Here is a 25,275-nt window from a genome sequence, read left to right as displayed (position 1 = left end):
CACTAACTTAATTATAAAATGAAAAAGTACTTAATCCTCATCATCGCTGTTATTTCATTAGTATCCTGTGATAAAACAGAAACAAGACCGGTTTATACGGCTGAAAAATGGGAAAATCCAGAATGGGAGAATCCAGAAATATTTCAAATTAATAGAGAAGAACCAACGGCATCATTCTATAAATATACCAATGAGAATGAAGCGTTAGGGAATGAATCTTGGGAGAATTCTCCGTTATATCAATCTTTAAACGGTGTTTGGAAATTTTATTACGCAGATAGTGTACAAGCGCGTCCAACCGATTTTTACAAAGAAAATTTTGATGTTAAGCAATGGGATACACTTACTGTACCATCTAATTGGGAATTAAAAGGTCATGGTGTGCCAATTTATACAAACAGAACGTATATGTTTCCTCCAAATCCTCCATTTATTCCTCATAATTTAAACAGTAATGGTAGTTATAAAAGAGATTTTGAAGTTTCAGAAAATTGGGACGGTAAAGATGTTTATTTACATTTTGCAGGTGTTAGCGGTGCGATGTATGTTTGGTTAAACGGTGAAATGGTAGGTTATAATGAAGGTAGTAAAACACCTGTAGAATTTAAAATAACCGATTTAGTGAAATCTGGAAAAAATAGTTTGGCTGTACAAGTTTTACGTTGGTCGGATGCCAGTTATATGGAAGATCAAGATTTTTGGAGATTAAGCGGTATTGAGCGCGATGTGTACTTATATGCTAGTAATAAAGTAACGTTACGAGATTTTAGAGTAACATCAGATTTAGAAAATAATTTTCAAGATGGTGTGTTTAATGTAGATTTAAAAGTTGATAATAATACTTCTAAAGTAGTAGAGCAAGTTGTTAAATTTCAATTATTAGATGGTGATAAGGAAATTTATGCAGATTCTAAATCGGTAGCTTTAAAAGCAGGAAGAAATGAGTTGAGTTTTGGTAAAATAATTCCGAATGTAAAAACATGGAACGCAGAGTCTCCAAACTTATACACGCTGTTGCTAACTGTTAACGGAGAGTCTACTGCCATTAATGTTGGATTTAGAAACATTGAAATTAAAAACAACCAGTTTCTTGTAAATGGTATGCCTGTTTTATTAAAAGGTGCAAATTTACACGACCATAGCGAAACTGAAGGCCATGTAATTTCTGAAGCTTTAACCATGAAGGATTTAGAAGTTATGAAGCAGAATAACTTGAATGCTATTCGTTGCAGTCACTACCCTAAAAATCCCCATTTTTACAGATTATGTGATAAATATGGTTTTTATGTTATTGATGAAGCAAACATTGAAACGCATGGTATGGGGACAACGAACCAAGGTTTAAATAACAATAAAAAAGATCAGTCTGTTCACCCAGCATATTTACCAGAGTGGGCTGCTATGCACATGGACAGAACGGTACGCATGTTTGAGCGTGATAAAAATTACCCATCTATTGTAACTTGGTCTTTAGGAAATGAAGCTGGAAATGGCGAAAACTTTTTTGCAACTTACAAATGGTTAAAAGAGCAAGATAGCACAAGACCAACCCAGTATGAAGGAGCAACACAGTATTCAAATACAGATATTCAAGCGCCAATGTATTGGACTATTGATCGTATGGTTAAGTATGCTGAAAATAACCCAACACGCCCGTTAATTCAATGTGAATATGCACATGCTATGGGTAACAGTGTTGGTAATTTACAAGATTATTGGGATGTTATTGAAAAATACGACATCATGCAAGGTGGTTTTATTTGGGATTGGGTAGACCAAGGAATTCTTACGGAAAATGAAGATGGCGAAGCGTTTTGGGCTTACGGTGGCGATTTAGGTGCAGGGCATTTACATAATGATAAAAACTTCTGTTTAAATGGTATTGTTAATCCAGATAGAACGGCGCATCCTGCTTTATTTGAAGTTAAAAAAGTGTATCAATATATTAAGTTTAAAGCTATAAATGCTAAAAAAGGAGCGTTTGAAATTAAAAATATTTACGATTTCACAAACTTAAATACTTTGTATTTTTCTTACACTTTATTGAAAAATGGTGTTGAAATCGCAGATGGAAAATTACCTGTTTTAGATGTAGCGCCATACACGACTAAAACTGTAAATATAGATTTACCAAAGTTTGACGATACCAACGCAGAATATCATGTTAACATTTATGCAAAAACCAAAACAGCTACGAATTTAGTACCAACCGGACATACGGTGGCTTACGAGCAATTCGAAGTTCAAAAAGGTCAATTTAATTTTGGAATAAATAAATCTTCTGATGAATTGATTGTTGGAGAAGATGCTGAAAAAATATTAATTTCTGGTAAAGATATTAAGGTTGCTTTTAATAAAACTACAGGTGTTTTAAATGAATTAGATTATGGTAACGGAAACATCATTTTAAAAGGCATTCAAGCCAACTTCTGGCGTCCAACAACCGATAACGATTATGGCTTTAAAATGCCTAAGAAAATGGGAGTTTGGAAAGAAGCTACCAAAAATCAAGGTTTTGTAGATATTAAGCAAAAAACAGATGCTTCTGGTAACATCGTAGTAACTGCAAATTACAAGTTAACCGCTGTTAATGGTGCTTTACAAATGGTTTACACGATAAATTCGGAAGGAGCTATTTTAGTCAACACTACTATGTCGGGTATCAATGAAGAATTACCAGTGTTGCCTAGATTTGGTAATAATTTGGTTATTAATAACGAGTTTAGTAACGTAGCTTGGTTTGGTAGAGGCCCTCACGAAAATTATCAAGATAGAAATACATCGGCATTGGTTGGTTTATATAGAGCATCGGTAAGCGATTTATATTTTCCATACATTCGTCCACAAGAAAATGGTTATAAAACGGATACACGATGGATCACGTTTACAAACGAATCTGGTAACGGAATTAAAGTAACTGCGGAAAATTTAGTTTCGTTTAGTGCCCACCACCAGTACAACGACGATTTTGATGCTGGAGAAGATAAAAGACAACGCCATACTACCGATATAGAAAAAAGAGATTTAGTAAACATCAATATCGATTACAAACAAATGGGTGTTGGCGGCGATACAAGTTGGGGTAGAATGCCACACAAGGAATATCAAATAGAAGCTGATAACTTAACTTATAGTTACACCATTGAATCGGTAAAAGCCGAAAAATAGAGTTGATAGGGCTTGTGGTTTTTCATTAGGCGTAAAGGATAAAAATGTTAGAAATAATATGCTAAAACAAATTAAAAATATTAAAATATCAGTTGTTCTTTTCTGTTTGCTATGCTTATGTATAGTTGGTTGTAAAGAGGAAAGTAGTACAATAGAAACACGATTACGAACCAGTTTTGATGCCGATTGGAAATTTATCCAAGAGAATATTAAAGGTGCCGAAGTTGTCGATTTTAATGATGCAAATTGGCAAACTGTAAATGTACCTCACGATTGGAGTATTGAAGGTGAATACGACGAAAGTAACCCTATGGGAGCGCAATGTGGCTATTTACCAGCAGGTTTTGGATGGTATAGAAAAACTATTGATGTACCATATGCATGGAAAGGGAAACAAGTTGAAATTGCTTTCGATGGTGTGTTTATGAATAGTACGGTTTGGGCTAATGGTGTAAAATTAGGCAACCGACCTTATGGTTGGGTATCTTTTGCTTATGATATTAGTGACATTGCGGATAGTACCGATCAAATTACCTTTGCAGTACATGTGGATAACGACAAACAACCATCTGCGCGTTGGTATACTGGTAGCGGTATTTATGCTCACACTTGGATCGATGTAAAAAATAAAACAAACATTGCTCGCGATGGTATTTTTGTAACAACCAAAGGCAATCAGGTTTTTGTTGAAACCGAATTTTCTCCAGAAAACGAGCAGGTTAAAAATGCGGTTTTAGTAACATCAATACTTGATAAAAGTGGAGTAGTAGTTGCTTCTTCCGAAGAAAAAATTGAAAATCTAAGTACAGCAGCTAAAACAGAATTATCACTTTCTAAACCAAATCTTTGGTCTACGGAAACACCATATTTATACACGTTAAAAAGTGAGTTGTCGGTAAATAATAAATTAGTAGATATTGTGGAAACCAAATTTGGTGTTCGTGATATTGAATGGATTGCCGAAACGGGTATGTGGATTAATGGTGAAAACGTAAAACTTCAAGGGGTTTGTAATCATCAAGATGCTGGAGCTTTAGGCGCGGCGGTGCCAGATAAAATATTACGTTTCAGAATTCAGCAATTAAAAGATATGGGTGTAAACGCCATTAGAACATCTCACAATCCGCAAACGCCTATATTTTATGAGCTTTGTGATGAAATGGGAATGTTAGTTATGGACGAAATTTTCGATGGATGGATGAAAAAAGCCAAAAATGATTATGGCGCACATTTTTTTGATCAATGGTGGAAGCAAGATTTAACCGATTGGATTAAGCGTGATAGAAACCATCCATCCATAGTAATATATAGTGTTGGTAACGAAACCCGTGGGGCTATTGCTAAAGATTTAGTAGCACAATGTAACTTACTAGATCCAACAAGACCTGTAACATCTGGACATTCAGGATCTGATTTTATGAATGTTTTAGGTGTAAACGGGAGCAGCGAAAAGCAAGGTTATTTGGAGAACTTAACCGAAAAGCAAAAAGGAAAAGTTTTTATAGGAACAGAAAATACACATACATGGCAAGTTCGTGGTTTTTACCGAACAAAAACATGGTTTAGAGATGGTTATCCTAATAAAAATCAAAGACCATACGAACTTCCTGATTTAACGGAAGAGGAAGTCTTTACTCACGATTGGGTAGATGAATTGGATAGAAAAAACAGAAAACAAATATTTAACTCTAGTTATGATAATGCTACGGTACGTGTGTCTTCTAGATTAAACATCGAACAACTTCGCGATATTCCGGCCTATGCAGGATCGTTTCGTTGGACGGGTTACGATTATATTGGCGAAGCCGGTTATGTGCATGGCGGCTGGCCTTTTAAAGCGTTTATGGGTGGCGCTATAGATTTGGCTAACTTCGAAAAAGACTTGTTTTACTTATATCAAAGTCAGTGGACGAGTAAGCCAATGGTTCATGTTTTACCACATTGGACGCATCCAAAAGTAGCTTTAGGTACCGAAATTCCTGTTTGGGTATATTCTAATTGTGACGAAGTGGAGTTGTTTTTCAATAACACATCATTAGGAAAATTAAAACCTGGCACAGCTTGGGATGAAATGCAATGCCAATGGATGGTAAAATGGCAGCCAGGAAGTTTAAAAGCTGTTGGTTATAGAGACGGAAAAGTGGTGTCGGAAGAGATCGTTAAAACAGCGGCACAGCCATCAAAAATAAAATTATCTATTGATGGTGAATCACTTGGTAATAGCAGTCAAGATATTGTACAAGTACGCGTTTCTACAACCGATAGTTTAGGTGTTTTTTACCCTTACGGGGAAAACAGAACGTACTTTAACGTTTTGGGCGCTGGTAAAATTAAAGCGCTAGATAACGGCAGTCCTCTAGATGTGGAGCAACATGTTGGTCCAAATCATAGAACAGCGTTTTATGGTTTAACACGTGCTTATATTGAGTCTACAGACCAAAATGGAGCTATTAATTTGTTAGCGAGTTGTATTTTAGGTGAGAAAAAACAAATCACTTCAAATTTGATAAGTATTGATACAGAAATTATTAATTTAAGAGGTGATAAAGTAGACCCTAAAATTGAAGTGTTTTATACTGTAAATGGTAATATGCCAACTATAAGTTCTACTAAATATCAAAACAGTTTTAAAATTGAAAAAGAAACTACCGTTAAAGCATTAATTGTTGTTGATGGTGTTGAAAGGCAAATTTTAGAAGAACGTTTTGGTGAAAATGAAGGTTTTACTTGGAATAAAAACACAGGAGATGGAGAACAAATAGGAGAGCAAGCTGAGGAAGCCACGCTTAATAATGCCAAGATAATGACTAATGGAGCAAACTTTAAAGGCAAAGGTTTTGTTAGCATGAATAAGGCTCAAGGCGCTTCTGTATCTTGGTATCAAGAGAATGATGGCGGTGCAGGTTCTGCCGATTTGTATGTGCGTTATAGTATAAAATTAAAGCAAGCTGCTGGAACTTTTATAAAAGTTACTGTAAACGGAAAAGTGGTTAACGATAAATTGTTTTTACCAAATTCTAGCAATATGGGTAAAGCATGGAGTAATGCTAAATTACCTATTAAAATTGATCGTGGTGCGAATACGATTAAGATTGAAACAGTAGAAGAGAAAGGATTATTTATTGATGAAATTATTATTAGATAATTTTCTAATTTAAGTTATCGAGTATAATTTTCCTTTAAGGAAAATTTAAAATAGACATAAAATTAAAAAAAGCTCTATTAGCATAGTAAATGATGCTTTTAGAGCTTTTTTGATTCATTTTGAACCCATATTTGAGAATTTTAAAACATTAAAACGCCTTATTTTTGATACTATCAAGGGGGATTTATCTCTAAGTAGATTAAGCCTTCTTGTTTGTTTTGTTTTAGTTTAATTATAATTGCTGCCTTTAATTTTTGTTTGTTGAAGGCAGTTTTTTAATGGTTGCAGATTGCTTATATTTAGAGCTAGAACAGTAATTAAATTAGAATATAAAAATAGCTTTTGGGAGCTATTTCATTTAGATAAATAAAAATAGTTATAAAAGTTTATGAAATTAAAAAAAGCATCGAAATATTTGGTACTCGCTTTAACTTTAGGGAGTACGGTTTTCACGTCTTGTAAATCTGAAAAAGAAGAAGTTGAATCTAAGAAACCCAATGTGCTATTTGTATTGGTAGACGATTTAGGCTATCAAGATTTAAGCGTTATGGGAAGTGATTATTACGAAACGCCGAACATTGATAAAATTGCAAAATCAGGAACTATTTTTACAAATGGTTATGCCACATGTACTGTATGTAGCCCATCGCGAGCAAGTTTGCTTACGGGCCAATTTACGGCTAGACATGGCATTACGCAATACGAAGGTGCTCAAACAGGGCAAGGCTGGAAAGCCAAAAACCGATATACAAAATTATTACCGCCAGATTTTAAACAACATTTAGACCTCGACGCACTAACATTGCCAGAAGCTTTTAAGGCTGGAGGGTACAGCACATTTTTTGCTGGTAAATGGCATTTAGGAAGTAAAGAGCAACATTCTTTGCCAACCGATCATGGTTTTGATGTTAACCAAGGAGGAAACAAATCTGGAGGACCAAATGGCGGTTATTTTTCACCGTTTAAAAATCCGAACTTAACAAACTTGCCTAAAGAGAAGGGCATGACTTTATCTATGAAGCTTGCTAAAGAAACTTCAAAGTTTATAGAAAAAAATAAAGACACCACTTTTTTAGCTTATTTATCGTTTTACGCAGTTCATGCGCCTATTCAAACTTCCGAAGAAAAATGGAAAAAATATAGAGATAAAGCTGAGAAAATGGGCATTGATGATACTGGATTTAAAATGGAACGTGTTTTACCAGCTCGAAAACATCAAGATAATCCCGTTTATGCAGGCTTAATAGAACAGGTTGATGAGGCGCTTGGAACTGTAATGCAAACGCTTAAAGATTTAGATTTAGACAAAAACACTATTATAGTATTCACATCGGATAATGGAGGTGTTACTTCTGGTGATAATTTTTCTACAGCACAGCTAGATATTCGTGGTGGTAAAGGTTATCAATGGGAAGGTGGCGTGCGCATTCCGTATTTTGTATATGTACCATGGATGGATCAAAAAGGTGTCAATATAGATGTACCGGTTTCTGGAACCGATTTATTTCCAACACTTTTAGATTTAGCAGGTTTACCATTAGAACCAAAAGCGCACATGGATGGCGTGAGTTTAAAACCACTTTTAGAGGGTAAAACTATAGATGAAAGACCTTTGTTTTGGCATTATCCACATTACGGAAATCAAGGAGGAGAGCCGAGTTCTATTATCCGAAAAGGAAATTGGAAACTTATTTATTACTGGGAAGATTTACACAGTGAATTATACAATTTGGATAGTGATTTAATGGAACGCAATGACGTTGCAGATAGTAATAAAGAATTAACCGCATCATTAGAAACGGAGCTGCTAGAATGGTTAGAAAGCATGAATACACAGTATGCTGAAGTTGATCCTTTATGGGATGAAGCGGCTAGAAAAAAACGTTTAGAAAACCATAAAACACAGTTGTTACCTAGATTAGAAAAGCAGCGTAAAAAGATGTTATCTCCCGATTATAAACCAAATAAAGATTGGTGGGGAAGTCAAGTTGAAAAGTAAGATATTTTAGTTCCAAAAGGAATTAACAGACGTTAAATTTTTCCGCGGAAGCGATATTTAGATTATTAGTAAATTTTAAATTAAGTAGTTTTAAAACCGATGAATCTCAGGATCTCATCGGTTTTTTTATGCGTTTTCTCTGCTTTGGATCAATAATTAGTTTGATACAGCTAAACTATTCTATGGTTTTGGCGGATTTTTGATAGATGAGTTCGTGGCGCGTTTCATATTAAATTCAAACGCAATTAACATACGCTTAAAAACAGCTATTAACCGATAAAACCACTGTAAATATGGCCATAATAGGAAATATAATTAAAGGAATAATTCATGCATCAGAAATCATTTCTTCAGAATTTGATGCAGCAGAAGAACAACGCGAGGTTCTAAAAGATTTACTAGAAACCGCAAAAGATACCGAGTTTGGTAAAGCCTATCAATTTGAAGAGATTCTAAAATCGGATACAATAGAACGTGATTTTAGAGCTAAAGTGCCCTTTCACGATTACAATCAAATTACAGAACAGTGGTGGGAAAAGGTGCAAGCTGGCGAAAAGGATATTACTTGGCCAGATAGCCCAGATTATTTTGCTCTAAGTTCGGGAACTACAGGGAAAACAAATAAACGTATTCCGGTTACAGATGCCATGGTTAAAGCTATTAGAAATGCAGGAATTCAACAAGTTCTTGCCTTAAGAAATTTTGATTTACCAGCCGATTTTTACGAAAAGGAAATTATGATGCTTGGCAGTTCTACAGATCTTGAAGAACATAATGATGCGCTAGAAGGCGAAATTAGTGGTATTAGTGCTAGTAATATTCCGTTTTGGTTTCAAAATTATTATAAGCCAGGAAAAGAAATTGCTCAAATTGACGATTGGGATAAACGTGTACAACGTATTGCTGAAAATGCTGCTAATTGGGATATTGGTGCACTAAGCGGTATTCCGTCTTGGATGGAGTTAATGCTGCAAAAAGTGATAGATTATCACGGTTTAAATAACATACATGAGATTTGGCCAAACCTACAAGTGTATACCTCTGGTGGTGTGGCTTTTGGTCCTTATAAACGAAGTTTTAATGCGCTTTTAGGAAAACCGATTACGGTTATTGATACTTATTTGGCTTCGGAAGGTTTTATGGCGTTCCAAGAACGACCAGATACGGATGCTATGAAGTTAGTAACCAATAATGGCGTTTATTTTGAATTTGTACCTTTTAAGCCCGAGTATATTCAGGCCGATGGTTCGTTGGTGCAAGATGCACCATCATTATCTATTTCTGAGGTAGAACTTAATCAAGATTATGTTTTGGTAATTAGTACGGTTGCAGGATCGTGGCGTTATTTAATAGGTGATACTATTGAGTTTACAGATATTAAACGTGCTGAAATTAAAATTACAGGACGAACAAAATTCTTTTTAAATACTGTTGGTTCTCAATTATCGGTTAATAAATTGAATGATGCTGTACAACACCTAGAAAAGGAATTTGATATTGAAATACCTGAATATACCTTATGTGCTAATAGAATTAACGATGATTTTTACCACTGCTGGTATTTGGGTACAGAATCTAACATAGAAACTGATAAATTGGTAAATGCTTTAGATGAATTTTTGAAGAATGCCAATAAAAATTATAAAGTGGCACGTTCTAAAGCTTTAGAAGGTGTAAAGGTTAACACCGTATCGCCTTCTGTTTTTCACGATTGGAGTGGAAGCAATAAAAAGAAAGGCGGACAAGTAAAAATGGAGCGTGTTATGGGGCAAGATAAATTTGCCGAATGGGAAGATTTTGTAGCCTCTAAGCTGTAAGAAATTAATTTTCTAGAGCTTCTCGTTCTTTCACTAAAAGTAAAATTTCATCTGGAGCTAAATAGTATTTTCTAATACGGGCTTTGTATGTTTCATCAATTTCAGCATTATTTAGAATAAAATGCTTTGTTTTTAGAATATATTCTGCCATTCCAGATGAAACCGCGTAAGAGTCTGCTGCACGTTCTGCTTTTCTAATATGGTTATCGGAAAGTAGATATGTAATGCCAAACCAAATAAGGTTAATGCTGCTGCGGTTTTGATAATCGCAAATATGACCTAATTCATGGCCAAGCCATCCAATTAAAATATCGCTATCTACATCGGTAGTTTTAAATTCTTTCCCCGATATTTTAAACTTTCTACTCAATAACACCAAATACTTTCTTTTTTTACGAGTCTTTAAAAGACTGCAAAATACAGGTTGCGCCAGCATGGTCGATTTTTTAATGTCGCTTTTAAAGCGAAACTCTATTTCAGTCTCTTTTAGTTGCGGATAGTAAGCTAGTGCAATCGTGGCTTCTTTTTTTATAATTTCGGGTATAATGTGTTGTGCTTTTGTGTATTCTACACTCATAAATATTAGTATATAAATTAAAAATTTCATTCGTTTTATTTCGTTGTCTCCTTTTATAGTAACGGACTAAAAAACTTAGCCATACCTTCTAGTAAACGTTTCCAGACCGGTCTGTTTTTAAAAGACTCGTAATCCAGCGGTATATAATTATTGCAAATAGTATCAAACTCTGTTTGTATATTTTGGGTTAATTCAACATCATAGAGCAATGCGTTGGTTTCAAAATTATGCTCGAAGCTTCGGTAGTCAAAATTACCAGAACCTATAGATGCAATTTCACCATCGATTAAAATCATTTTACTATGAGAGAAATCGGGTCTCAGGTATATGTTAACACCAACAGCAAGAAGCTCTTCAAAATTTGAAAACATACTTAGTTTTGCCATTTTAGAATCCGATACTTTTGGTACAAGTATGTTAACTTCAATACCACTCAATGTTGCAATTTTTAAAGCTTGTAGCACGGCAATACTTGGTATAAAATAAGGATTGGCAATGCAAATACATTTTTCGGCCAGCATAATCATACTTATGTATTGTTGCATGATAGCTGGTTGTTTAGAGTCTGGCCCAGCAGCTACAATTTGGATGGTATGGTTTCCTTTTTGTTCAATTTTAGGAATATATTTTTCTTTTAGAAGTAACTCTTCATCACTAGCAAAATAATAATCTTTTATAAAAACACGATGTAAACTCTTCACTACAGGGCCTTCGAGCTTAATATGAATATCGTTCCAGATACCAAGATCGGAAATAGGTTTTATATATTGATCGGTTACATTTACACCACCTGTAAACCCAATTTTTCCGTCAACAATAATCATTTTTCTGTGATTTCTGTAATTTAATGTAAATAGAAGACTTCCAAAACGAATTGGCATCATTGGGAAGGCTTTCACTCCAAGATCACGAAAACGTTTAATGGTGTTTCCACGAAAAGAAGAACTCCCGAAAGAATCGTAAATTAGTCTCACCTCGACACCTTTTGCAATTTTCTCTTTAAATATGTTGTAAAAACGTTCTGAAAGTTCGCCTTCGGAAAAAATATAATATTGTAAATGAATAAAGTGTTCTGCTTGTTCTAAGGTTTCAAATATACTTTCAAAGGTTTCTTTACCACCGTTTAATACTGTTGCTTTATTACCGGCATATGCTTTAAGTAGTGTGCCGTTTTCTATAAGTTTAGAGAGTTTTTTGTTTTTAGCTGAATGGAAATCAACACTATTTTCTAGTTCATGAATGTCCTTATATTTTTCATCAAAAAGCTTTCGCTTTTCAGTTTGCTTCAACCTGAAAAATTTAAACTTTCGTCTATTAACGCCAAATAGATAATAAAGTAGTGGACCCGCAAATGGTAATAATACCACAGCCAATAACCAACTTAAGGATTTTGTTGGTCGGCTGCCATGCAGTATTATACTGATGATGCTCCAAAGGGTAACAACCCCGTATAAAGTCCATAATAGTGTGTTCATTATCTTGTTTTATTTTGTATTCACAAGATAGTTAATGTACCGTTGATAGTTGGATAGCGCGTGCTTTTGAGTTACAAAAGAATTTGATTACGCTAATTAAAAAAGTAGAATGAAGGTATCTTTCGACCTAAATTAAAACATTATGGGCGTGATATCAACAGACGACAGAAAAATTACAATTTATTATCATTCAGAGAACTCTATAGGCAAGCAAGCGTATGCTTATGTAAAATCTTCTGAGAAAAAACTACATGCAGTAGATATATGTAAAACAAACGTTACCGGAACACAATGGGCCGAATTGGCCAGTAAGTTGGGCAAAAATATATCGGACTTAATAAATAAGGAAGATCCTGGTTTTACAGAAACCTATGGTGAAGATTCTGCAATTATGGAACAGCACGATTGGTTAAAAATATTAGAGAATGAGCCGCAATTATTAAAATATCCTATTGTGATAGATGGTGAAAACTATTTGCAAATTAAAAGTGCAGCCGAATTTAAGCAATATATTGATCCGGATAGTGCAGGCTTAGATAAAGAATCTCTAGACCAACAATTTACTGAAAATGACGATGCCTAAAACGGAATATAAAACAAAAACAATACATAAAAAATGGCCCCAAGTTTTGCTTGGGGTTGCTATTATATTATTGCTATGTTTATTAGGCTTGCAGGTTTATGGTAAATATGCTTTAACAGAAGCTATAAATGAAAAAACACCCGATAACGTTGAGTTAAGTTATGACGATTTGGATATCAATATCCTTTTAGGGTCGGTTAAATTTCATAATTTGAACTTAAAGAGCTTAAATGAAATAACTGAAAAGATAGAGGTTTTAGCAACTACGGAATTTTTAAAAATAACCGATGTTGCTTATTGGCCGCTTTGGAATAATAAGCGATTTGAAGCCGATAATATTGAAATAAAAAACGCAAAAATTACAACGTATAAAGAAGATACAGATGATGTACATTTTTCTGTAAATGAGTTATCTTTTAATATATCTGATGTAAAAACAGACAAGGAAATGCTTCAGAATAAAATCCCTTTTAATTACGAAATCTTAGATGTGGAGTTGCAAGAGCTGTATTTAGATTTAAGTCGTTTTGAAGAATTAAAAGTGGCTAGCCTTTCATTTGAAGAAAATAATTTAGAGTTTGAAAATTTATCAATTACTTCAAAATATAATAAAGAAGTACTTTCAAAACGATTAACCGTAGAGCGTGATTATGTAGATTTTAAAGTGCCTCAAGGAAATTTTGAAGCTTTAGAATTGGGAACAGTTAAAGATAGTTTTACAGTTTCAATAAAGCGTTTCAATTTAAATAATTCAGAATTAAACCTTTATAGAAACAAATTAATAGCAGACGATTTTACAGTAAAAACACTTTATGGAACGCGGCTCGAAAACCTTCCTATAAAACTAAATATCGAATCTTTCTTTATAAAAAATGCCAATGTATTTTATTCTGAAAAGATTGATTTAGATATAGACCCCGTGTCTATTTCTTTTGAAGATTTGGACGCAGAAATTAATAACATTTCAAATACTAATACTCAAAAAACAGATATTAAAGTGGAAGCTAAACTTATGGGGAAAGCACCAATATTGTTTAATTGGGATTTTAATACCAAGGATGCTGCAGATTCTTTTAATGCCTCGGCTATTTTAACCGATTTGGAAGCAGAAACTATTAATCCGTTTTTAGAATCTCAGGCTAATGTAAGAGCCTTAGGTCGCATTCACGAAATGTATTTCACAATACATGGTAATGATTTTGAATCTACTGGTGAAATGAAAATGAAATATGAGAACTTTAAATTCTCTATATTAGATGAAGATCAATTAGGCATAAACAAAACACTGAGTACATTGGTTAATATTTTAACTAATGATGGCTCTAAAACCGATGCCAACGGTTATAGGTACGGAGATATTGCTGTGGAGCGCGATAGAACAAAATCGTTTTTTAACTATTTATGGTTAAATACTAAAGATGGTCTTAAAAATACAGTAGTTGGCAACGGAAAAAAATAAAACAGAACACATGGAAAAGAAGAAAAACAGAGGCTTGAGGAAAAAACGATATACTATACCGGTAATTATTATTGGTGTTTTAATCTTGTTTAGGTTGTTATTACCTTTTATGGTTAAAAAGTATGTAAATAATGTACTTGCGGATATTCCGGGGTATTATGGTCAGGTTTCTGGTATTGATATTTCGCTTTTTCGTGGTGCTTATGTAATTCATAATTTATATTTAAATAAGATTGATGCAGGTTCTGAGGTGCCCTTTATAAAGTTAGCAGAAACGGATATTTCCATAGAATGGCGTTCTTTATTTAAGGGTAGGGTAGTGAGTGAAATTGTAATGACGAGCCCGCAATTTATTTATGTTTTTGAAGATCAACAAAAAAATGAAGCTGCCGATCCTGATTTTGATGATTGGACAAAAGCTTTAACCGATTTAGTGCCTATTGATATTAATAATCTTAAAATTATAGATGGTAAAGCGGCCTTTGTGCAACTTACTGCCGACCCAAATATCGATTTAAATTTAAACCAGATTCAGTTAAACGCTACCAACCTTAGAAATGTAGAACGTACTGAGCGCGAATTGCCTTCGGAAATTAATGCTACTGCCATGTCTATTGGGGAAGGTCGTTTTACCTTAAATGGAAAAATGGATTTAGTGAAGCAAATTCCAGATATGGATGTATCGTTTTCTTTGGAAGATGCTTCTGCAACGGCACTTAATGATTTTACTAATTATTATGCAGGTATCGATTTTGCTGAAGGTAGTTTTAATGTATTTAGTGAAATTGCTATTGCTGATGGTTTTTTAACAGGTTATGTAAAACCTTTACTTAAAGATTCTAAGTTAATTAGTGCTGAACAAGACAGCTTTTTAAACACCCTATGGGAAGGTTTTGTTGGATTTTTTAAATTCGTATTAAAAAATAAAGGGAATAACACCTTAGCAACAAAGGTGCCTTTATCGGGCGATTTAAACCAAGTAAAGACCAAAGTTTGGCCAAGTGTGTTTAATGTCTTTAAAAACGGATGGATAGAAGCTTTTAAAGGTGTTGTAGATAATGATATAGATTTTGAAGATGCCGAAAAAGCAAGCAAAAAAGAAAATAAGAAAAAGTAGGCCCATGGTTAGGGCGTAAAATATGGTGGTTTGGAGCTGTAGTTTTTTAGCGCTAATTATTAAATGTTTAGCGTTAATCGAAGCCCTTGATTACTAGTATCTTTATACTATAATCATAAAAAAATAAAGAAAATGGAAACAACAACAGCAGCCATAGGCATTAAGAAAGATAATAGAAAAGCAGTAGTAGAAATGTTAAAGCAACTACTTGCCGATGAATATGTAATGTATACTAAATACAGAAACGCGCACTGGAATGTTGAAGGAATTGATTTTCATAGTAAGCATGTGTTCTTTGAAGAAGAATATGGAAAACTAGAAAATACTATTGACGAAGTTGCAGAACGTATCCGTATGTTAGGCTTTTATTCGCCAGGAAGTATGCAACAGTTTATAGAACTTTCTGAATTGAAAGAAAACGGACCAGACACTAATGATAGTGCTAGTTTTATGAAGGTTTTATTAGAAGATCACGAAACAGTGATTAAATTTATAAGAGAAAATATTGGCGACAACGCCGAAGCACATAATGATGAAGGTACAGCCGATTTTATTACCGGTATTATGCAAATGCATGAGCAAATGGCTTGGATGTTACGTTCGTCTTTAAAAACGTTTAAATAGAAAATAAAAATTGCTAGAAAAAGAAAAAACGGTAAGAGGAAGCTCTTACCGTTTTTTTGTTTTCTAATTTTGATGTAAATAAGTTTTAAAATTTCTTATTAACCGTTTATCCTCATTCCGCATCGCATTAGTGAGTATTAAAAATAATATCGGGAAAATAAAATAAGCTGGTATAAAAATGCCTATTTGCAACCATAAATCTATTATTAGCATAAGTATGGGAAGAAAAAGTAAAAATATTAACCAATATCTGCTTTTAGTTTCTAAAGATATTTTAGTTTTTGAACTGGACAACTCGGTTAAATTTCCTTTGGCTATGATATCACTTTTTGTGTTGTGATAATGTGTGTCGAAAGTTAAGCTAGAACCGAACGAGAACTTTAAACTGATAATAAAACGCGTCTCAGATTCCCATCTAAAATGAAACGTTTCTATATCTTCATTGAGTTTTTCTTTTAAACCTTCAATACCTAGACTCAAAATAATATCTTCTCTGTGAGATTTTAATAGGGATGAGATATTCAATGTCTAGGAGATTTTATGTATTAAAATATTAAGACACTTGCTGATTTTAACACAAAAATTAAGGCAACTGTTAGTCCTCCACTAAAGTATAGAGCACCTTGCCAATAAAAAGTACGTGTTCCCCATTGTTTCCAAATGTTTTTACCGTATTCCTTTTCGGCATAAGCACGAGTTAATCTCCAATATAGAAAAGTGATTGCTATAAAAAGGCTTATTGCTAAAAGTATTATCGAAGTCTTTTCCATGGTTTGAATTTTTAGTTTATAATTAGGTTTTACCCGTACTTGAGTGAATAACTAATTTAATGAATTTATATGAGATAAGCATATTAAGCCTCAGGTTTTTTATAATTTAGGTTACAAGGTAAGCCTGTATTTAAATTTCTTTTAAAACTTCGCATAAATCACAATGCTTGTCTTTAACCATTCTGTTTCAATAACTTCTTTTTATTCAATAGCATCTAAAAAAGGTTTCATCTCTAATAATTCAATATCATCACGTTTACGTAATTCCTTTAAAAACCAACCCTTATGTCCAGCGCCATATGTAATTAATATGCGTTTTCCTTGATAACGGTGTTTTTCTAAAGCCTTTTCAATATTCCAATAATGTGCGATATTAATATTTTCCCAGCCACCAAGACCAAGTTCATCATTAAACAATTTATTATACGTTTGCAGGCCTATATCTTGAATGCTGTCATATTCATTTGTATGGATAAAGTATGGATTATTTATTTTATCACTAGCCAAATATAAAGAATCCGAAAGTTTATTTCCTTTTACATATTCAGCCCAATCATCAGCTCTCGAAGTGTCTTGGCGAATGGCTCTTAATTTGGCCCCACGTTCGGCTGCCATATATTTTGTCCATCCAGCTGTGGGTATAATTTCAAACTTCATTTTCTTTGATAACGGAAAAATAACATCAATATATTCAGGAAAACGCATGGTACGAGGCTCCGAAATACTATCATCTCTTTTAAACCCGTCCATGGCTGTTTTAAATGCCTTTGGAGGAATCTCTGTTAATATATAATCTGGATTTATTTCTGTTATTAACTTTTGGAGATAATCTATGTTGTAAACACTATCGGTAAGGTGCCCGCCGTGTATTGTGCCTAAAACTAAAACTTCATTTTTTGTTTTTTTATCAGAAGATGCTTTTTCCTCAAGTTTATTACAACTTGTTACAGAGAAAAGTAAGATGAATAAAATAGAAAAATTGATTGTTACTTGTTGCATTAGATTTTTAGTTTTAATCATTTGTAAATGTATATAATTTGAGAATATCTACTATTATTACAATAGGTAGTCAATTTATTTTTTATTTCTTACAGTTTGTTTGTCTCGATGATGGAAGTTTTTTATAAAATCAGGATAGGCACAATAAGCGTGATCTAAGCACCAAAGTCTAAAGACAAATTATAGATGGAAAATTTTAACGAAAATTTAGGAAATACGTGCTTCCTCAGAGTGTATTGTGGACCTAGATTCACCCCCTTTTTTGTATATTTACAATTAACGTTTAATCTCTAAAAAGCTATAAAATATGGGGTTTTATAATAAATTAAAGTGGATACTTGGAATATTAATGGTTTTTGTTTTAATCATTGCAACTAACTTAATCGATAAGAACAATTTTGTTCGCGTTCGTGATTCTGTGGTTACAATTTACGAAGACAGATTAGTGGCGAACGATTTAATTTTTGAAATGCTAAAATCTGTTCAAGAAAAGGAATTAGCCGTAGCCATATCCGATTCTACTTTTTTTGATAGTAAAAACTCAAAAGTTAACCATAATATAGAAGCTTTGGTTTCTAGATTTGAGGAAACAAAATTAACCTCGCAAGAGGAGAATGTATTTACAGATTTAAAACAAAACGTTAAGTTGTTGGTAGATGCTGAAACAAAGTTTTTAAACTCTAATTATGCTGATAATGCTAATGTGATTAAACATATTGAAAGCTTAAAAACAAACCTCAGCGATTTATCTAAAATACAACTTACAGAAGGAAACAGACAAATGTCTATTAGTAAGCGCGCGCTTGATTCGGTAGAATTATTCACTCAAATTGAAATCTTTATATTGGTTCTGTTGGCTATTGTAATTCAGATTATCGTTATGTATAATCCTAAAACGAAGTCTTAAATATTGGTTTTTGAGCTATTGATAGAAGATGTTGTAGATGCTAGAACGTAGTTTTTAATATCTTCAATGTCAGATAAAATTTCGGCTTTCTCAATCAGTTTATCTTCATAAAGTATTTCTTCTTTTGTAGGTTTCCAAAATGGAAAAAGCCAGGTAGAAGAAGTACTTAATTCTTTATAGTTTGATGCTCCAATTTCGATTTCTGTTCTTTTCTTATAGCAAGTGTTGCCTTTGTAATACTTTGTTATTCGTTTCTTTTGAGTGAATAAATTAAATAAATCGTCAACAACTTTATCCATGCTGTCAAATTCCGGATAATAGTGCCGGTGATTAAATCCGCTGCCAATAGTTATTTCACTATCATCACAAGTGATCCAAATATCAGTATCCGTTATTATAAGGCGAGTTTCTGTATATCCATCATCATATTTATCTATATCAACGGTTAGTCTCTCTCCTAAATGTTTAGTTAAAATTGCCTGTATTTTTTCAAAAATAACTTGATGAGTTTTCATTTTTAATAAGCTTTACAAATTCTCTCAAACATGGTGTCAAATTCATTAGAATTAAGCTTTTTTAAATTCATATGGTTGGTGTTTAAAAAATCTTTTAAATATTCCAATATGTCTTCTTGCAATAAATCTGTGGCCTCCGTTTTATATTGTTCAACTTTTTTCACTTTCGAACCTCCAAAAAATTGAACGAATTTTGAAGTCGGTACTATGTTAGATTCTTTAAATTCAATAACTAATTTAATATCATCGGGTTTTAAACTTGGAGTAGGGTAAAGGTGCGGATAAATATGAAGTATATATTCTTTTTTGTACTTTTCATATTCTATTGAAAAATTCCAAGAATTATCATCCATGATATCCGAATCATTCTGGTTTTCAGGTGTTGCTTTTTTGAGTAATTCAAACCAATTGATACTTTTATAGTGTTCTATGACTTCCTTAGTAGAAGAGACTGTAGTTTCTACACCCTTTTTTCCTGATAAAGAGTTTTCAAAAACTATTTTATATTTTTCCATTTAGTTTAGTATAAGTGTATTTCTATTCATCGTCATATTCATTTTATTATGTGGTTTTTTAAATTCCTCTAAGGGGCATTGGGGGAGTTCCTTTTTTCAAACATTATAGATACTAAAACAACCATAATCTGTTCTTACAGCTAAAGTTTCGTTAATAAATTTAGCATTGGATGTTTGAACTGCATGTTGAATTTTAAAACTGTATAAAAATTCCTTTTTCCTAAAATCAAATATATAGGCAACATTTGTTCTGTCAATAATAACTAATTTAGATTGGTCATTATTAAAGCAGAAATTCATAACAATTGGAGCGTATGAAGGTATTTTAAGGCCTTCTATTTTAATCTCTTTATTTTCAGTTAAATTAAAATATCGCATTCTCCAAGTTCCATAATCTTCTTTTGTAACTAACAAGGTGTTGTTCTCTGTAAATTCGATTTGTTTGATTGTTTCAAAATCTCCAATGATTTTATTTACAACTTCACCTGTTTTTGTATTCAAAACTTTAATTTCTCCTTTTTTATTATGAAAAGCTAATAATTTACCATCACTAGATAATTTACCACAAAAAGAATAATCGTCGCTTGTAGTGTTAACTTGGTAGCTTTGGCTTAGCAACACATTATTTTGATTATTTTTAATAAAAATTTTATCATTTTTCGCATAGGCAATTAGGTCTTGTGAAACCGAAACGAAGCAGTCTCCATTATCTTTTTCATCACTTAGATCATTGAATTTATTCTTTTCAATTTGATATTCATAAACATAATGATCAAGATTTAATATAAGAGAGTTGGTTTTAGTAATGTATTCTATATCCCAAGCTAATTGTTCTGGTAACTGTACCTCTTCAAGAGTGATCCCTAGATTATCTTTTAAAATTAAATAATCAGTTTGTTCAATATTCTTATAGACATAAGTTCCATTAGGTGTGTGTTGAAAAGATAAAGCACCAGTATAACCTCCACCAATGTAGGTGTGTAAAATTGGTTCTCCTGTTTTTGCATTCTCGTTATGTAAATTGAACCCTTTTTTTATAGCTTCCCATTCTTTTTTTGTGAATGCCTTTATAGCTTCTTGAGGCGTTGAAAAAAATTTTTCAGTTTTTCTTAATTTGTTTAATTTTCCTGATAGAGAAGTCATTGTTGTATCATTCAAAGTCAGTTTTAGTATTTTTTCTGTTTCTTTTTGATATAATTGATGTGAGATGTTTTTCATTTTAGATAAACTAACTTAGGTTATTGGGGATAGGTGATTTTTTAATCCTTATTATTTATTTATATCAGTGATTAATAAAGGATTTTTTACTTGTTCTCTTTTTATTAAATCTCTGCGGTCTATAGTTTTGTTTGTAATTCTATCAAATTCCTTTTCTGTTAACCCGAATATTTGTAAAAATTTAAATTTCCCATATTCCGAGTCTCTTTCGCCAAGTTGATTATCTAATATAAACAATAATCCATTTATAGAAGATTTTTCACTCGTAATGGGGCCAGATGATAACGTATTAAATTCATCAAATTCAAGCTCTTTATCGAAAACGATTTTTGCTATTTCTTGTAGCATGTTAACTGGCCATTTAGGAGCATTATTCATTTTAGAATTTGATTTCAGCTTAAAAGTTAATTCAAATCCCCAGCCACTATATTCGTCGTTGTCAGATTCCTTTTGGTGGAGTTCAGTTAATCCGTAAGTTATGTAGTGGTAAAATCCATTTTCCTTATCATAATAAACGCTAACACCATCTAAAGGGGCACTACCTCCTAAGTTAAATGGCGTTTCAGGGGCAAAATGTTTAGGTTTTTGATTGCTATAAATTTTATTCAAAATATTATCTATAGCGTCCCAACCTGGAGATGATTCAAAATTCATGTTAGTTATGTTTTTTTAATATTTGATAGCGTCAAGTATTTGGTGGCTTTGTAAATAGAAGAACCTTTAGGTTGAGTACTAATTGCACATATTGATAAATATGTTGTTGTATAACGTTTTCCTCAATTAAACCACATTATCTTATTAATATTATTGATTTTATTAGTTTCTGTCTTTCTAAATACAATCTCAAAATGAACTTTTGTTTCACTATAGTCAATATCAGGATTGAAAAGTTGTCTGATAATCACGTTATAGAGTCCGTTGTCTAATTGTATATTTAAATCCGAATTATGTTTCGATGGAATTTTAGAATTATGATAAGATGCAGACATAGTTAAATCAGCATATTCTGTTAAGAACAATTGTCCGTCAGTAACATTTATTTTAGTTTCAAATTCTCTAAAACAATCTTTACCAGTCTTTTCTTTTTCAATTCTAATATTCCATTCATCTCCTTCATCTCCTGTTCTCCAAATAGCCATATGTCCTTTATTTGATTGTTCAATAAAGTGAGAAGTCAGTTGTTCAAATTCCCAATCTTCCGTTATAAAAGATTTATATTTATTTGAATCAACTAATGCTAAAAAACCGTCATTATCAATAATCTTCAAATTCATTTATTTATTCTGTTTTTTTAAATTCTTTTACAATTTCAGAACCATTTTCAAAAGTCTGTATGATTTTTAGTTTATTATCTTTTTCAGAATACTTTATTTTCTCGTCAAATTTAGTGTCTCTCCATCTTCCATCACTAGTTCCCCAGGAAACTTTGTTTCCGCTAATCTTAATCTTGTAATCAAACTTTTCCCCATCATCCTTTCGAGTATACGAAACGATATAAATTCCGATATTGTCTTTTACTTTAATTATTTCAGGTGATTGATTCATAATCGCAGAAACTGTGTATTTAGCAATTTCTGATTCGGTAAAAACTTTCTTGGGAAATTCAACTTTTTCTAATTCAGTTTTTGAGTTGGTGTTTTCTTCATTCTCTTTATTTCCACAACTACTAAATGTTATGGTCAGAATTAAAATGCTTATAAAAATTTTTAGTCTACTCATAAAGGTTTGCTCAAATTACTTACAACAAACATATAAAAACCATTTCACTAAACTCAAAATATTGATTAACAACTTGTAAGAGTTTTTAACAATTTCGTACCCAAATTAAACTCAACCCAAACCTTCCCAAAAACAAAAAATCCGCTAAGCTAGCGGATTTTTTCATTGTTATTTCGGGAGTATATCCCAAAAACTTGTTTATTAATTAGGCTGTTACAGCTACCGAATATTGATTTTCTTGGTAATACTTTGGGCTACAGTTATATTTTTCTTTAAAAATTTTAGAAAAATAACTTCTACTTGTTAAACCAACGGTGTAAACAATTTCAGAGATATTTAAGTCCGTTGTTTTCAATAGGTTTTCAGCAGTTTCCACACGGGTGTTTCTAATAAAGTCCGATACCGTACGGTTGTGCAATAATTTAAAACCTTCTTGTAATTTTGCCGGAGACATACCACCTTTTTTACTTAAGTAAGCCAGTGTATATTTAATTTCCGGGTAGTTTTGTATAAAGTTAGATAACTCGTTAATGGTATCCATTTCGCTTCTGCTTAAAGACCCGAAGTTGGTTACACCATTTTTAGTATCCTCGTTGTGTTGCTCAATTTCTAAAGCCAAAATCATGTGTACAATACCGTTAGTTAATAATTGTCTAACAATACCTTTTTGCTTAATAGCTTCTAATTGTTGTATTTTTTCTGAAATTCTCAAGTTATAAGAGCCTATGTATGCAAAAATTTCTTTGTCACCTTTTGGCATAAAAGTTTTTAAAAGTTGGGTTTGCAATAGGTTTATAGCATCGGCATCTTCACTATCAGATTTTGTATCGAAACTAATGTTAGAGAATTTTACTGTTTGTCCTTTTCTAAAAAAGAAACAGCTTGTTTTATGCGGGTCGCTGGCAAATATTCCAGTTTGAAACTGGTTTAAAGAGCGTTGTTTACTGTTTAATCCAAACCCGTGACTCATTTGCCCTTCTGCACAATACAGAAAGTAAATAGGGTTAGTGGTTGGTGTGTTTCTAGCGATTACGGTATCGTTTTCAAACGTAATATTATATTCTAAGAAAGATATATTTTCGTTAACAGATACACCTTTAATTTCACCCTTAGCCATGTTATTATCAATTTCTAAAGAGTACTCTTTGTGTGCTGAATCTAAACGGCCACCTAGGTCTGCCTTTAATTGGTTAAAGGTTTGTTCTAAATTATTTGTTTTAAGATCTATAACTTTCATAATAATGCGTTTTAAGGGTTAGGGTTTTATTTTTCTTTTAATACTCTTATAATTAGTACCACTGTTGCCGATACTAAAAATATGTGTGAAATAATGATAAGGTTGTACACAAAAAATCCAATGGCCCAAAGACCGAATAGAACTATAGCGAGTACATTTAATATTTTATACATATCATTAGTTTGAGGTCAATATTTTTTAATAATTTGGGTCTTGTTTAGTTCCTTCTGTAGAACTATCAGATGGGGTTGAAACATTATGCTCTGTATCGTTTAAAGTCTCTTTAGACCATCTACGTCCCACTCTCGAATTTGTTAGGTAATTTTGGCTGTTATTTTTCATAATTGTTTTGCTATTTTGTTTGATACAAAGTTCAGAAATAGACACACCTTTTTCGTTATACAATTTTCGTATTATGTTATATAATTATCGGAAAGTGCCTGTTTTAGGCCGTTAAACCATTAAATTTTGATGCAAACGAAGTATTTCTAGCAAACTGTGGTTAATTTTTTATAAATTTCATCTATATATTAAACCATATTCAATTACACACAAAAAAGAGATTAAATCATGTTCGAAATATTTTCAAGTCCCGATGCTTGGGTAGCTTTATTAACCCTAACCTTTTTAGAAATTATATTAGGTATAGATAATATTGTGTTTATTTCCATAGCGGCCGATAAACTTCCGGAGCACCAACAGCGTAAAGCAACCAACTTAGGGCTTATGTTAGCCATGGTACAGCGTATTTTGCTATTATTAGGTGTGTCTTTCCTTGTAGGTCTAAAAGAGCCGTTTTACAAGATTACATGGTCTTGGTTAGAAGTTGGTATAAGTTGGCAAGCACTCATCTTATTTTTCGGTGGGCTCTTTCTATTGTATAAGAGTACTTCGGAAATTCATGAAAAACTAGACGAGCCAGGGCAGGAGGAACATGAATTAAAAGCAAAAAAGATCACTTCGCTATCTAAAGCTATTGTGCAAATTGTAATTATAGATTTTATATTTTCTATAGATTCCATACTAACAGCTGTGGGGATGACCAACGGTATTGGCGAACACCATAACGATGCCCTTATATTAATGATAATAGCTGTGGTAATATCTATATTAATAATGATGCTGTTTGCAAACCCAATACGCGAGTTTATTAGTGCGCATCCATCTATGCAATTATTAGCCTTATCTTTTTTAATTCTTATTGGCTTTATGCTAGTTACAGAAGCTGCACATTTATCTGGCACGGTAATATTTGGGCAGACTATTGGTGCTATTCCAAAAGGATACTTATATTTTGCTATTGCATTTTCACTTTTAGTAGAATTTTTAAATATGAAGTTGAAGAAGAAAACAATCAAAAAATAAGCGCATCGTGTTTAAAGATGCGCTTTGTAATTTTGTTTTACAGGAAAGGTTTTGGGCTACCCAACT

At 32.6% G+C, this 25,275-nt stretch carries 24 protein-coding genes; 10 read left to right on the top strand and 14 right to left on the bottom strand.

The features are described 5' to 3' along the window. Positions 1–18: 18 nt before the first annotated feature. The 4 genes from GQR98_RS16900 to GQR98_RS16885 all read left to right on the top strand — a co-directional run bounded on the left by GQR98_RS16900 (position 19) and on the right by GQR98_RS16885 (position 10,129). Positions 19–3,168 carry a glycoside hydrolase family 2 TIM barrel-domain containing protein gene (locus GQR98_RS16900; protein ID WP_159020591.1) on the top strand — a complete coding sequence of 1,050 codons (3,150 nt, stop codon included), beginning with the start codon at positions 19–21 and terminating at the stop codon, positions 3,166–3,168. A gap of 58 nt (positions 3,169–3,226) precedes the next feature. Then, the gene (locus tag GQR98_RS16895; RefSeq protein ID WP_159020590.1) at positions 3,227–6,313 is read left to right on the top strand and encodes a glycoside hydrolase family 2 TIM barrel-domain containing protein; all 3,087 of its coding nucleotides are present in this window, start codon (positions 3,227–3,229) and stop codon (positions 6,311–6,313) included. 388 nt (positions 6,314–6,701) lie between these two features. Further along, positions 6,702–8,312, top strand: a complete 1,611-nt coding sequence (locus tag GQR98_RS16890; protein WP_159020589.1) for a sulfatase — start codon at positions 6,702–6,704, stop codon at positions 8,310–8,312. 293 nt (positions 8,313–8,605) lie between these two features. Continuing rightward, a complete protein-coding gene (locus GQR98_RS16885; protein WP_159020588.1) occupies positions 8,606–10,129 on the top strand; it encodes a GH3 auxin-responsive promoter family protein in 1,524 nt (507 codons plus the stop codon). A 4-nt stretch (positions 10,130–10,133) separates the two neighbouring features. On the opposite strand, the gene GQR98_RS16880 is transcribed toward GQR98_RS16885, so the two are convergent. After that, entirely contained in the window at positions 10,134–10,736 is a 603-nt protein-coding gene (locus GQR98_RS16880) for a hypothetical protein (RefSeq protein ID WP_159020587.1), read from the bottom strand. 23 nt (positions 10,737–10,759) lie between these two features. Beyond that, positions 10,760–12,181 (bottom strand): cardiolipin synthase, encoded by a 1,422-nt coding sequence (gene cls, locus GQR98_RS16875; RefSeq protein ID WP_159020586.1) that lies wholly within the window; start codon positions 12,179–12,181, stop codon positions 10,760–10,762. 142 nt (positions 12,182–12,323) lie between these two features. Between cls and GQR98_RS16870 the strand changes: the two genes are divergently transcribed. From GQR98_RS16870 to GQR98_RS16855, 4 genes are all read left to right on the top strand, one after another. Next, complete coding sequence (locus GQR98_RS16870) at positions 12,324–12,764, top strand: arsenate reductase family protein (protein ID WP_159020585.1); 441 nt, start codon at positions 12,324–12,326, stop codon at positions 12,762–12,764. Then, positions 12,751–14,223: a DUF748 domain-containing protein gene (locus GQR98_RS16865; protein ID WP_159020584.1), complete on the top strand. Its 1,473-nt coding sequence runs from the start codon at positions 12,751–12,753 to the stop codon at positions 14,221–14,223. Before GQR98_RS16870 ends, GQR98_RS16865 begins: the two co-directional genes overlap by 14 nt. A gap of 10 nt (positions 14,224–14,233) precedes the next feature. Continuing rightward, positions 14,234–15,340 carry a DUF748 domain-containing protein gene (locus GQR98_RS16860; protein ID WP_159020583.1) on the top strand — a complete coding sequence of 369 codons (1,107 nt, stop codon included), beginning with the start codon at positions 14,234–14,236 and terminating at the stop codon, positions 15,338–15,340. Between the two features lie 132 nt (positions 15,341–15,472). Next, a complete protein-coding gene (locus GQR98_RS16855; protein WP_042498602.1) occupies positions 15,473–15,964 on the top strand; it encodes a Dps family protein in 492 nt (163 codons plus the stop codon). Positions 15,965–16,027: 63 nt separating this feature from the next. Here GQR98_RS16855 and GQR98_RS16850 read toward each other — a convergent pair whose 3' ends face one another. The 3 genes from GQR98_RS16850 to GQR98_RS16840 all read right to left on the bottom strand — a co-directional run bounded on the left by GQR98_RS16850 (position 16,028) and on the right by GQR98_RS16840 (position 17,733). Then, complete coding sequence (locus GQR98_RS16850; protein WP_159020582.1) at positions 16,028–16,489, bottom strand: hypothetical protein; 462 nt, start codon at positions 16,487–16,489, stop codon at positions 16,028–16,030. A 20-nt stretch (positions 16,490–16,509) separates the two neighbouring features. Next, positions 16,510–16,734, bottom strand: coding sequence for a hypothetical protein (locus GQR98_RS16845; protein WP_159020581.1), 225 nt, complete (start codon positions 16,732–16,734; stop codon positions 16,510–16,512). A gap of 201 nt (positions 16,735–16,935) precedes the next feature. Continuing rightward, positions 16,936–17,733: a hypothetical protein gene (locus GQR98_RS16840; protein WP_159020580.1), complete on the bottom strand. Its 798-nt coding sequence runs from the start codon at positions 17,731–17,733 to the stop codon at positions 16,936–16,938. A 307-nt stretch (positions 17,734–18,040) separates the two neighbouring features. Between GQR98_RS16840 and GQR98_RS16835 the strand changes: the two genes are divergently transcribed. Next, positions 18,041–18,640 (top strand): MCP four helix bundle domain-containing protein, encoded by a 600-nt coding sequence (locus GQR98_RS16835; RefSeq protein ID WP_159020579.1) that lies wholly within the window; start codon positions 18,041–18,043, stop codon positions 18,638–18,640. Here GQR98_RS16835 and GQR98_RS16830 read toward each other — a convergent pair. From GQR98_RS16830 to GQR98_RS16795, 9 genes are all read right to left on the bottom strand, one after another. Further along, complete coding sequence (locus tag GQR98_RS16830; protein WP_159020578.1) at positions 18,637–19,155, bottom strand: hypothetical protein; 519 nt, start codon at positions 19,153–19,155, stop codon at positions 18,637–18,639. The two genes, GQR98_RS16835 and GQR98_RS16830, sit on opposite strands and share 4 nt — an antisense overlap. A 2-nt stretch (positions 19,156–19,157) precedes the next feature. Beyond that, the gene (locus GQR98_RS16825) at positions 19,158–19,670 is read right to left on the bottom strand and encodes a hypothetical protein (protein WP_159020577.1); all 513 of its coding nucleotides are present in this window, start codon (positions 19,668–19,670) and stop codon (positions 19,158–19,160) included. Between the two features lie 96 nt (positions 19,671–19,766). Further along, positions 19,767–20,888: a WD40 repeat domain-containing protein gene (locus GQR98_RS16820; RefSeq protein ID WP_159020576.1), complete on the bottom strand. Its 1,122-nt coding sequence runs from the start codon at positions 20,886–20,888 to the stop codon at positions 19,767–19,769. A gap of 51 nt (positions 20,889–20,939) precedes the next feature. Next, a complete protein-coding gene (locus GQR98_RS16815; RefSeq protein ID WP_159020575.1) occupies positions 20,940–21,542 on the bottom strand; it encodes a suppressor of fused domain protein in 603 nt (200 codons plus the stop codon). 122 nt (positions 21,543–21,664) lie between these two features. Beyond that, positions 21,665–22,162, bottom strand: coding sequence for a hypothetical protein (locus GQR98_RS16810; protein ID WP_159020574.1), 498 nt, complete (start codon positions 22,160–22,162; stop codon positions 21,665–21,667). Positions 22,163–22,166: 4 nt separating this feature from the next. Further along, positions 22,167–22,607: a hypothetical protein gene (locus tag GQR98_RS16805; protein WP_159020573.1), complete on the bottom strand. Its 441-nt coding sequence runs from the start codon at positions 22,605–22,607 to the stop codon at positions 22,167–22,169. Between the two features lie 205 nt (positions 22,608–22,812). Further along, positions 22,813–23,844, bottom strand: a complete 1,032-nt coding sequence (locus GQR98_RS16800) for a helix-turn-helix domain-containing protein (RefSeq protein WP_159020572.1) — start codon at positions 23,842–23,844, stop codon at positions 22,813–22,815. A 26-nt stretch (positions 23,845–23,870) separates the two neighbouring features. Continuing rightward, positions 23,871–24,017, bottom strand: coding sequence for a DUF5670 family protein (locus tag GQR98_RS19370; protein ID WP_233268034.1), 147 nt, complete (start codon positions 24,015–24,017; stop codon positions 23,871–23,873). 25 nt (positions 24,018–24,042) lie between these two features. Next, positions 24,043–24,186, bottom strand: coding sequence for a hypothetical protein (locus GQR98_RS16795; RefSeq protein ID WP_159020571.1), 144 nt, complete (start codon positions 24,184–24,186; stop codon positions 24,043–24,045). Positions 24,187–24,414: 228 nt separating this feature from the next. Here GQR98_RS16795 and GQR98_RS16790 point away from each other — a divergent pair, with 228 nt between their 5' ends. Beyond that, positions 24,415–25,209 carry a TerC family protein gene (locus GQR98_RS16790; protein WP_159020570.1) on the top strand — a complete coding sequence of 265 codons (795 nt, stop codon included), beginning with the start codon at positions 24,415–24,417 and terminating at the stop codon, positions 25,207–25,209. The last annotated feature ends 66 nt before the right edge of the window (positions 25,210–25,275 follow it).

This window comes from Algibacter sp. L3A6 (genome assembly GCF_009796825.1).
Classification (GTDB): domain Bacteria; phylum Bacteroidota; class Bacteroidia; order Flavobacteriales; family Flavobacteriaceae; genus Algibacter.
Note: the sequence above shows the minus strand (reverse complement) of the source record. Positions and strands in the feature narration are given on the sequence as shown.

What these genes read in the sequence shown, in the direction of transcription:
- GQR98_RS16900 (WP_159020591.1), top strand. Translation starts at nt 19, where the DNA reads ATGAAAAAGTACTTAATCCTCATCATCGCTGTTATTTCATTAGTATCC.
- GQR98_RS16895 (WP_159020590.1), top strand. Translation starts at nt 3,227, where the DNA reads ATGCTAAAACAAATTAAAAATATTAAAATATCAGTTGTTCTTTTCTGT.
- GQR98_RS16890 (WP_159020589.1), top strand. Translation starts at nt 6,702, where the DNA reads ATGAAATTAAAAAAAGCATCGAAATATTTGGTACTCGCTTTAACTTTA.
- GQR98_RS16885 (WP_159020588.1), top strand. Translation starts at nt 8,606, where the DNA reads ATGGCCATAATAGGAAATATAATTAAAGGAATAATTCATGCATCAGAA.
- GQR98_RS16880 (WP_159020587.1), bottom strand. Translation starts at nt 10,736, where the DNA reads ATGAAATTTTTAATTTATATACTAATATTTATGAGTGTAGAATACACA.
- cls (WP_159020586.1), bottom strand. Translation starts at nt 12,181, where the DNA reads ATGAACACACTATTATGGACTTTATACGGGGTTGTTACCCTTTGGAGC.
- GQR98_RS16870 (WP_159020585.1), top strand. Translation starts at nt 12,324, where the DNA reads ATGGGCGTGATATCAACAGACGACAGAAAAATTACAATTTATTATCAT.
- GQR98_RS16865 (WP_159020584.1), top strand. Translation starts at nt 12,751, where the DNA reads ATGACGATGCCTAAAACGGAATATAAAACAAAAACAATACATAAAAAA.
- GQR98_RS16860 (WP_159020583.1), top strand. Translation starts at nt 14,234, where the DNA reads ATGGAAAAGAAGAAAAACAGAGGCTTGAGGAAAAAACGATATACTATA.
- GQR98_RS16855 (WP_042498602.1), top strand. Translation starts at nt 15,473, where the DNA reads ATGGAAACAACAACAGCAGCCATAGGCATTAAGAAAGATAATAGAAAA.
- GQR98_RS16845 (WP_159020581.1), bottom strand. Translation starts at nt 16,734, where the DNA reads ATGGAAAAGACTTCGATAATACTTTTAGCAATAAGCCTTTTTATAGCA.
- GQR98_RS16840 (WP_159020580.1), bottom strand. Translation starts at nt 17,733, where the DNA reads ATGCAACAAGTAACAATCAATTTTTCTATTTTATTCATCTTACTTTTC.
- GQR98_RS16835 (WP_159020579.1), top strand. Translation starts at nt 18,041, where the DNA reads ATGGGGTTTTATAATAAATTAAAGTGGATACTTGGAATATTAATGGTT.
- GQR98_RS16830 (WP_159020578.1), bottom strand. Translation starts at nt 19,155, where the DNA reads ATGAAAACTCATCAAGTTATTTTTGAAAAAATACAGGCAATTTTAACT.
- GQR98_RS16825 (WP_159020577.1), bottom strand. Translation starts at nt 19,670, where the DNA reads ATGGAAAAATATAAAATAGTTTTTGAAAACTCTTTATCAGGAAAAAAG.
- GQR98_RS16820 (WP_159020576.1), bottom strand. Translation starts at nt 20,888, where the DNA reads ATGAAAAACATCTCACATCAATTATATCAAAAAGAAACAGAAAAAATA.
- GQR98_RS16815 (WP_159020575.1), bottom strand. Translation starts at nt 21,542, where the DNA reads ATGAATTTTGAATCATCTCCAGGTTGGGACGCTATAGATAATATTTTG.
- GQR98_RS16810 (WP_159020574.1), bottom strand. Translation starts at nt 22,162, where the DNA reads ATGAATTTGAAGATTATTGATAATGACGGTTTTTTAGCATTAGTTGAT.
- GQR98_RS16805 (WP_159020573.1), bottom strand. Translation starts at nt 22,607, where the DNA reads ATGAGTAGACTAAAAATTTTTATAAGCATTTTAATTCTGACCATAACA.
- GQR98_RS16800 (WP_159020572.1), bottom strand. Translation starts at nt 23,844, where the DNA reads ATGAAAGTTATAGATCTTAAAACAAATAATTTAGAACAAACCTTTAAC.
- GQR98_RS19370 (WP_233268034.1), bottom strand. Translation starts at nt 24,017, where the DNA reads ATGTATAAAATATTAAATGTACTCGCTATAGTTCTATTCGGTCTTTGG.
- GQR98_RS16795 (WP_159020571.1), bottom strand. Translation starts at nt 24,186, where the DNA reads ATGAAAAATAACAGCCAAAATTACCTAACAAATTCGAGAGTGGGACGT.
- GQR98_RS16790 (WP_159020570.1), top strand. Translation starts at nt 24,415, where the DNA reads ATGTTCGAAATATTTTCAAGTCCCGATGCTTGGGTAGCTTTATTAACC.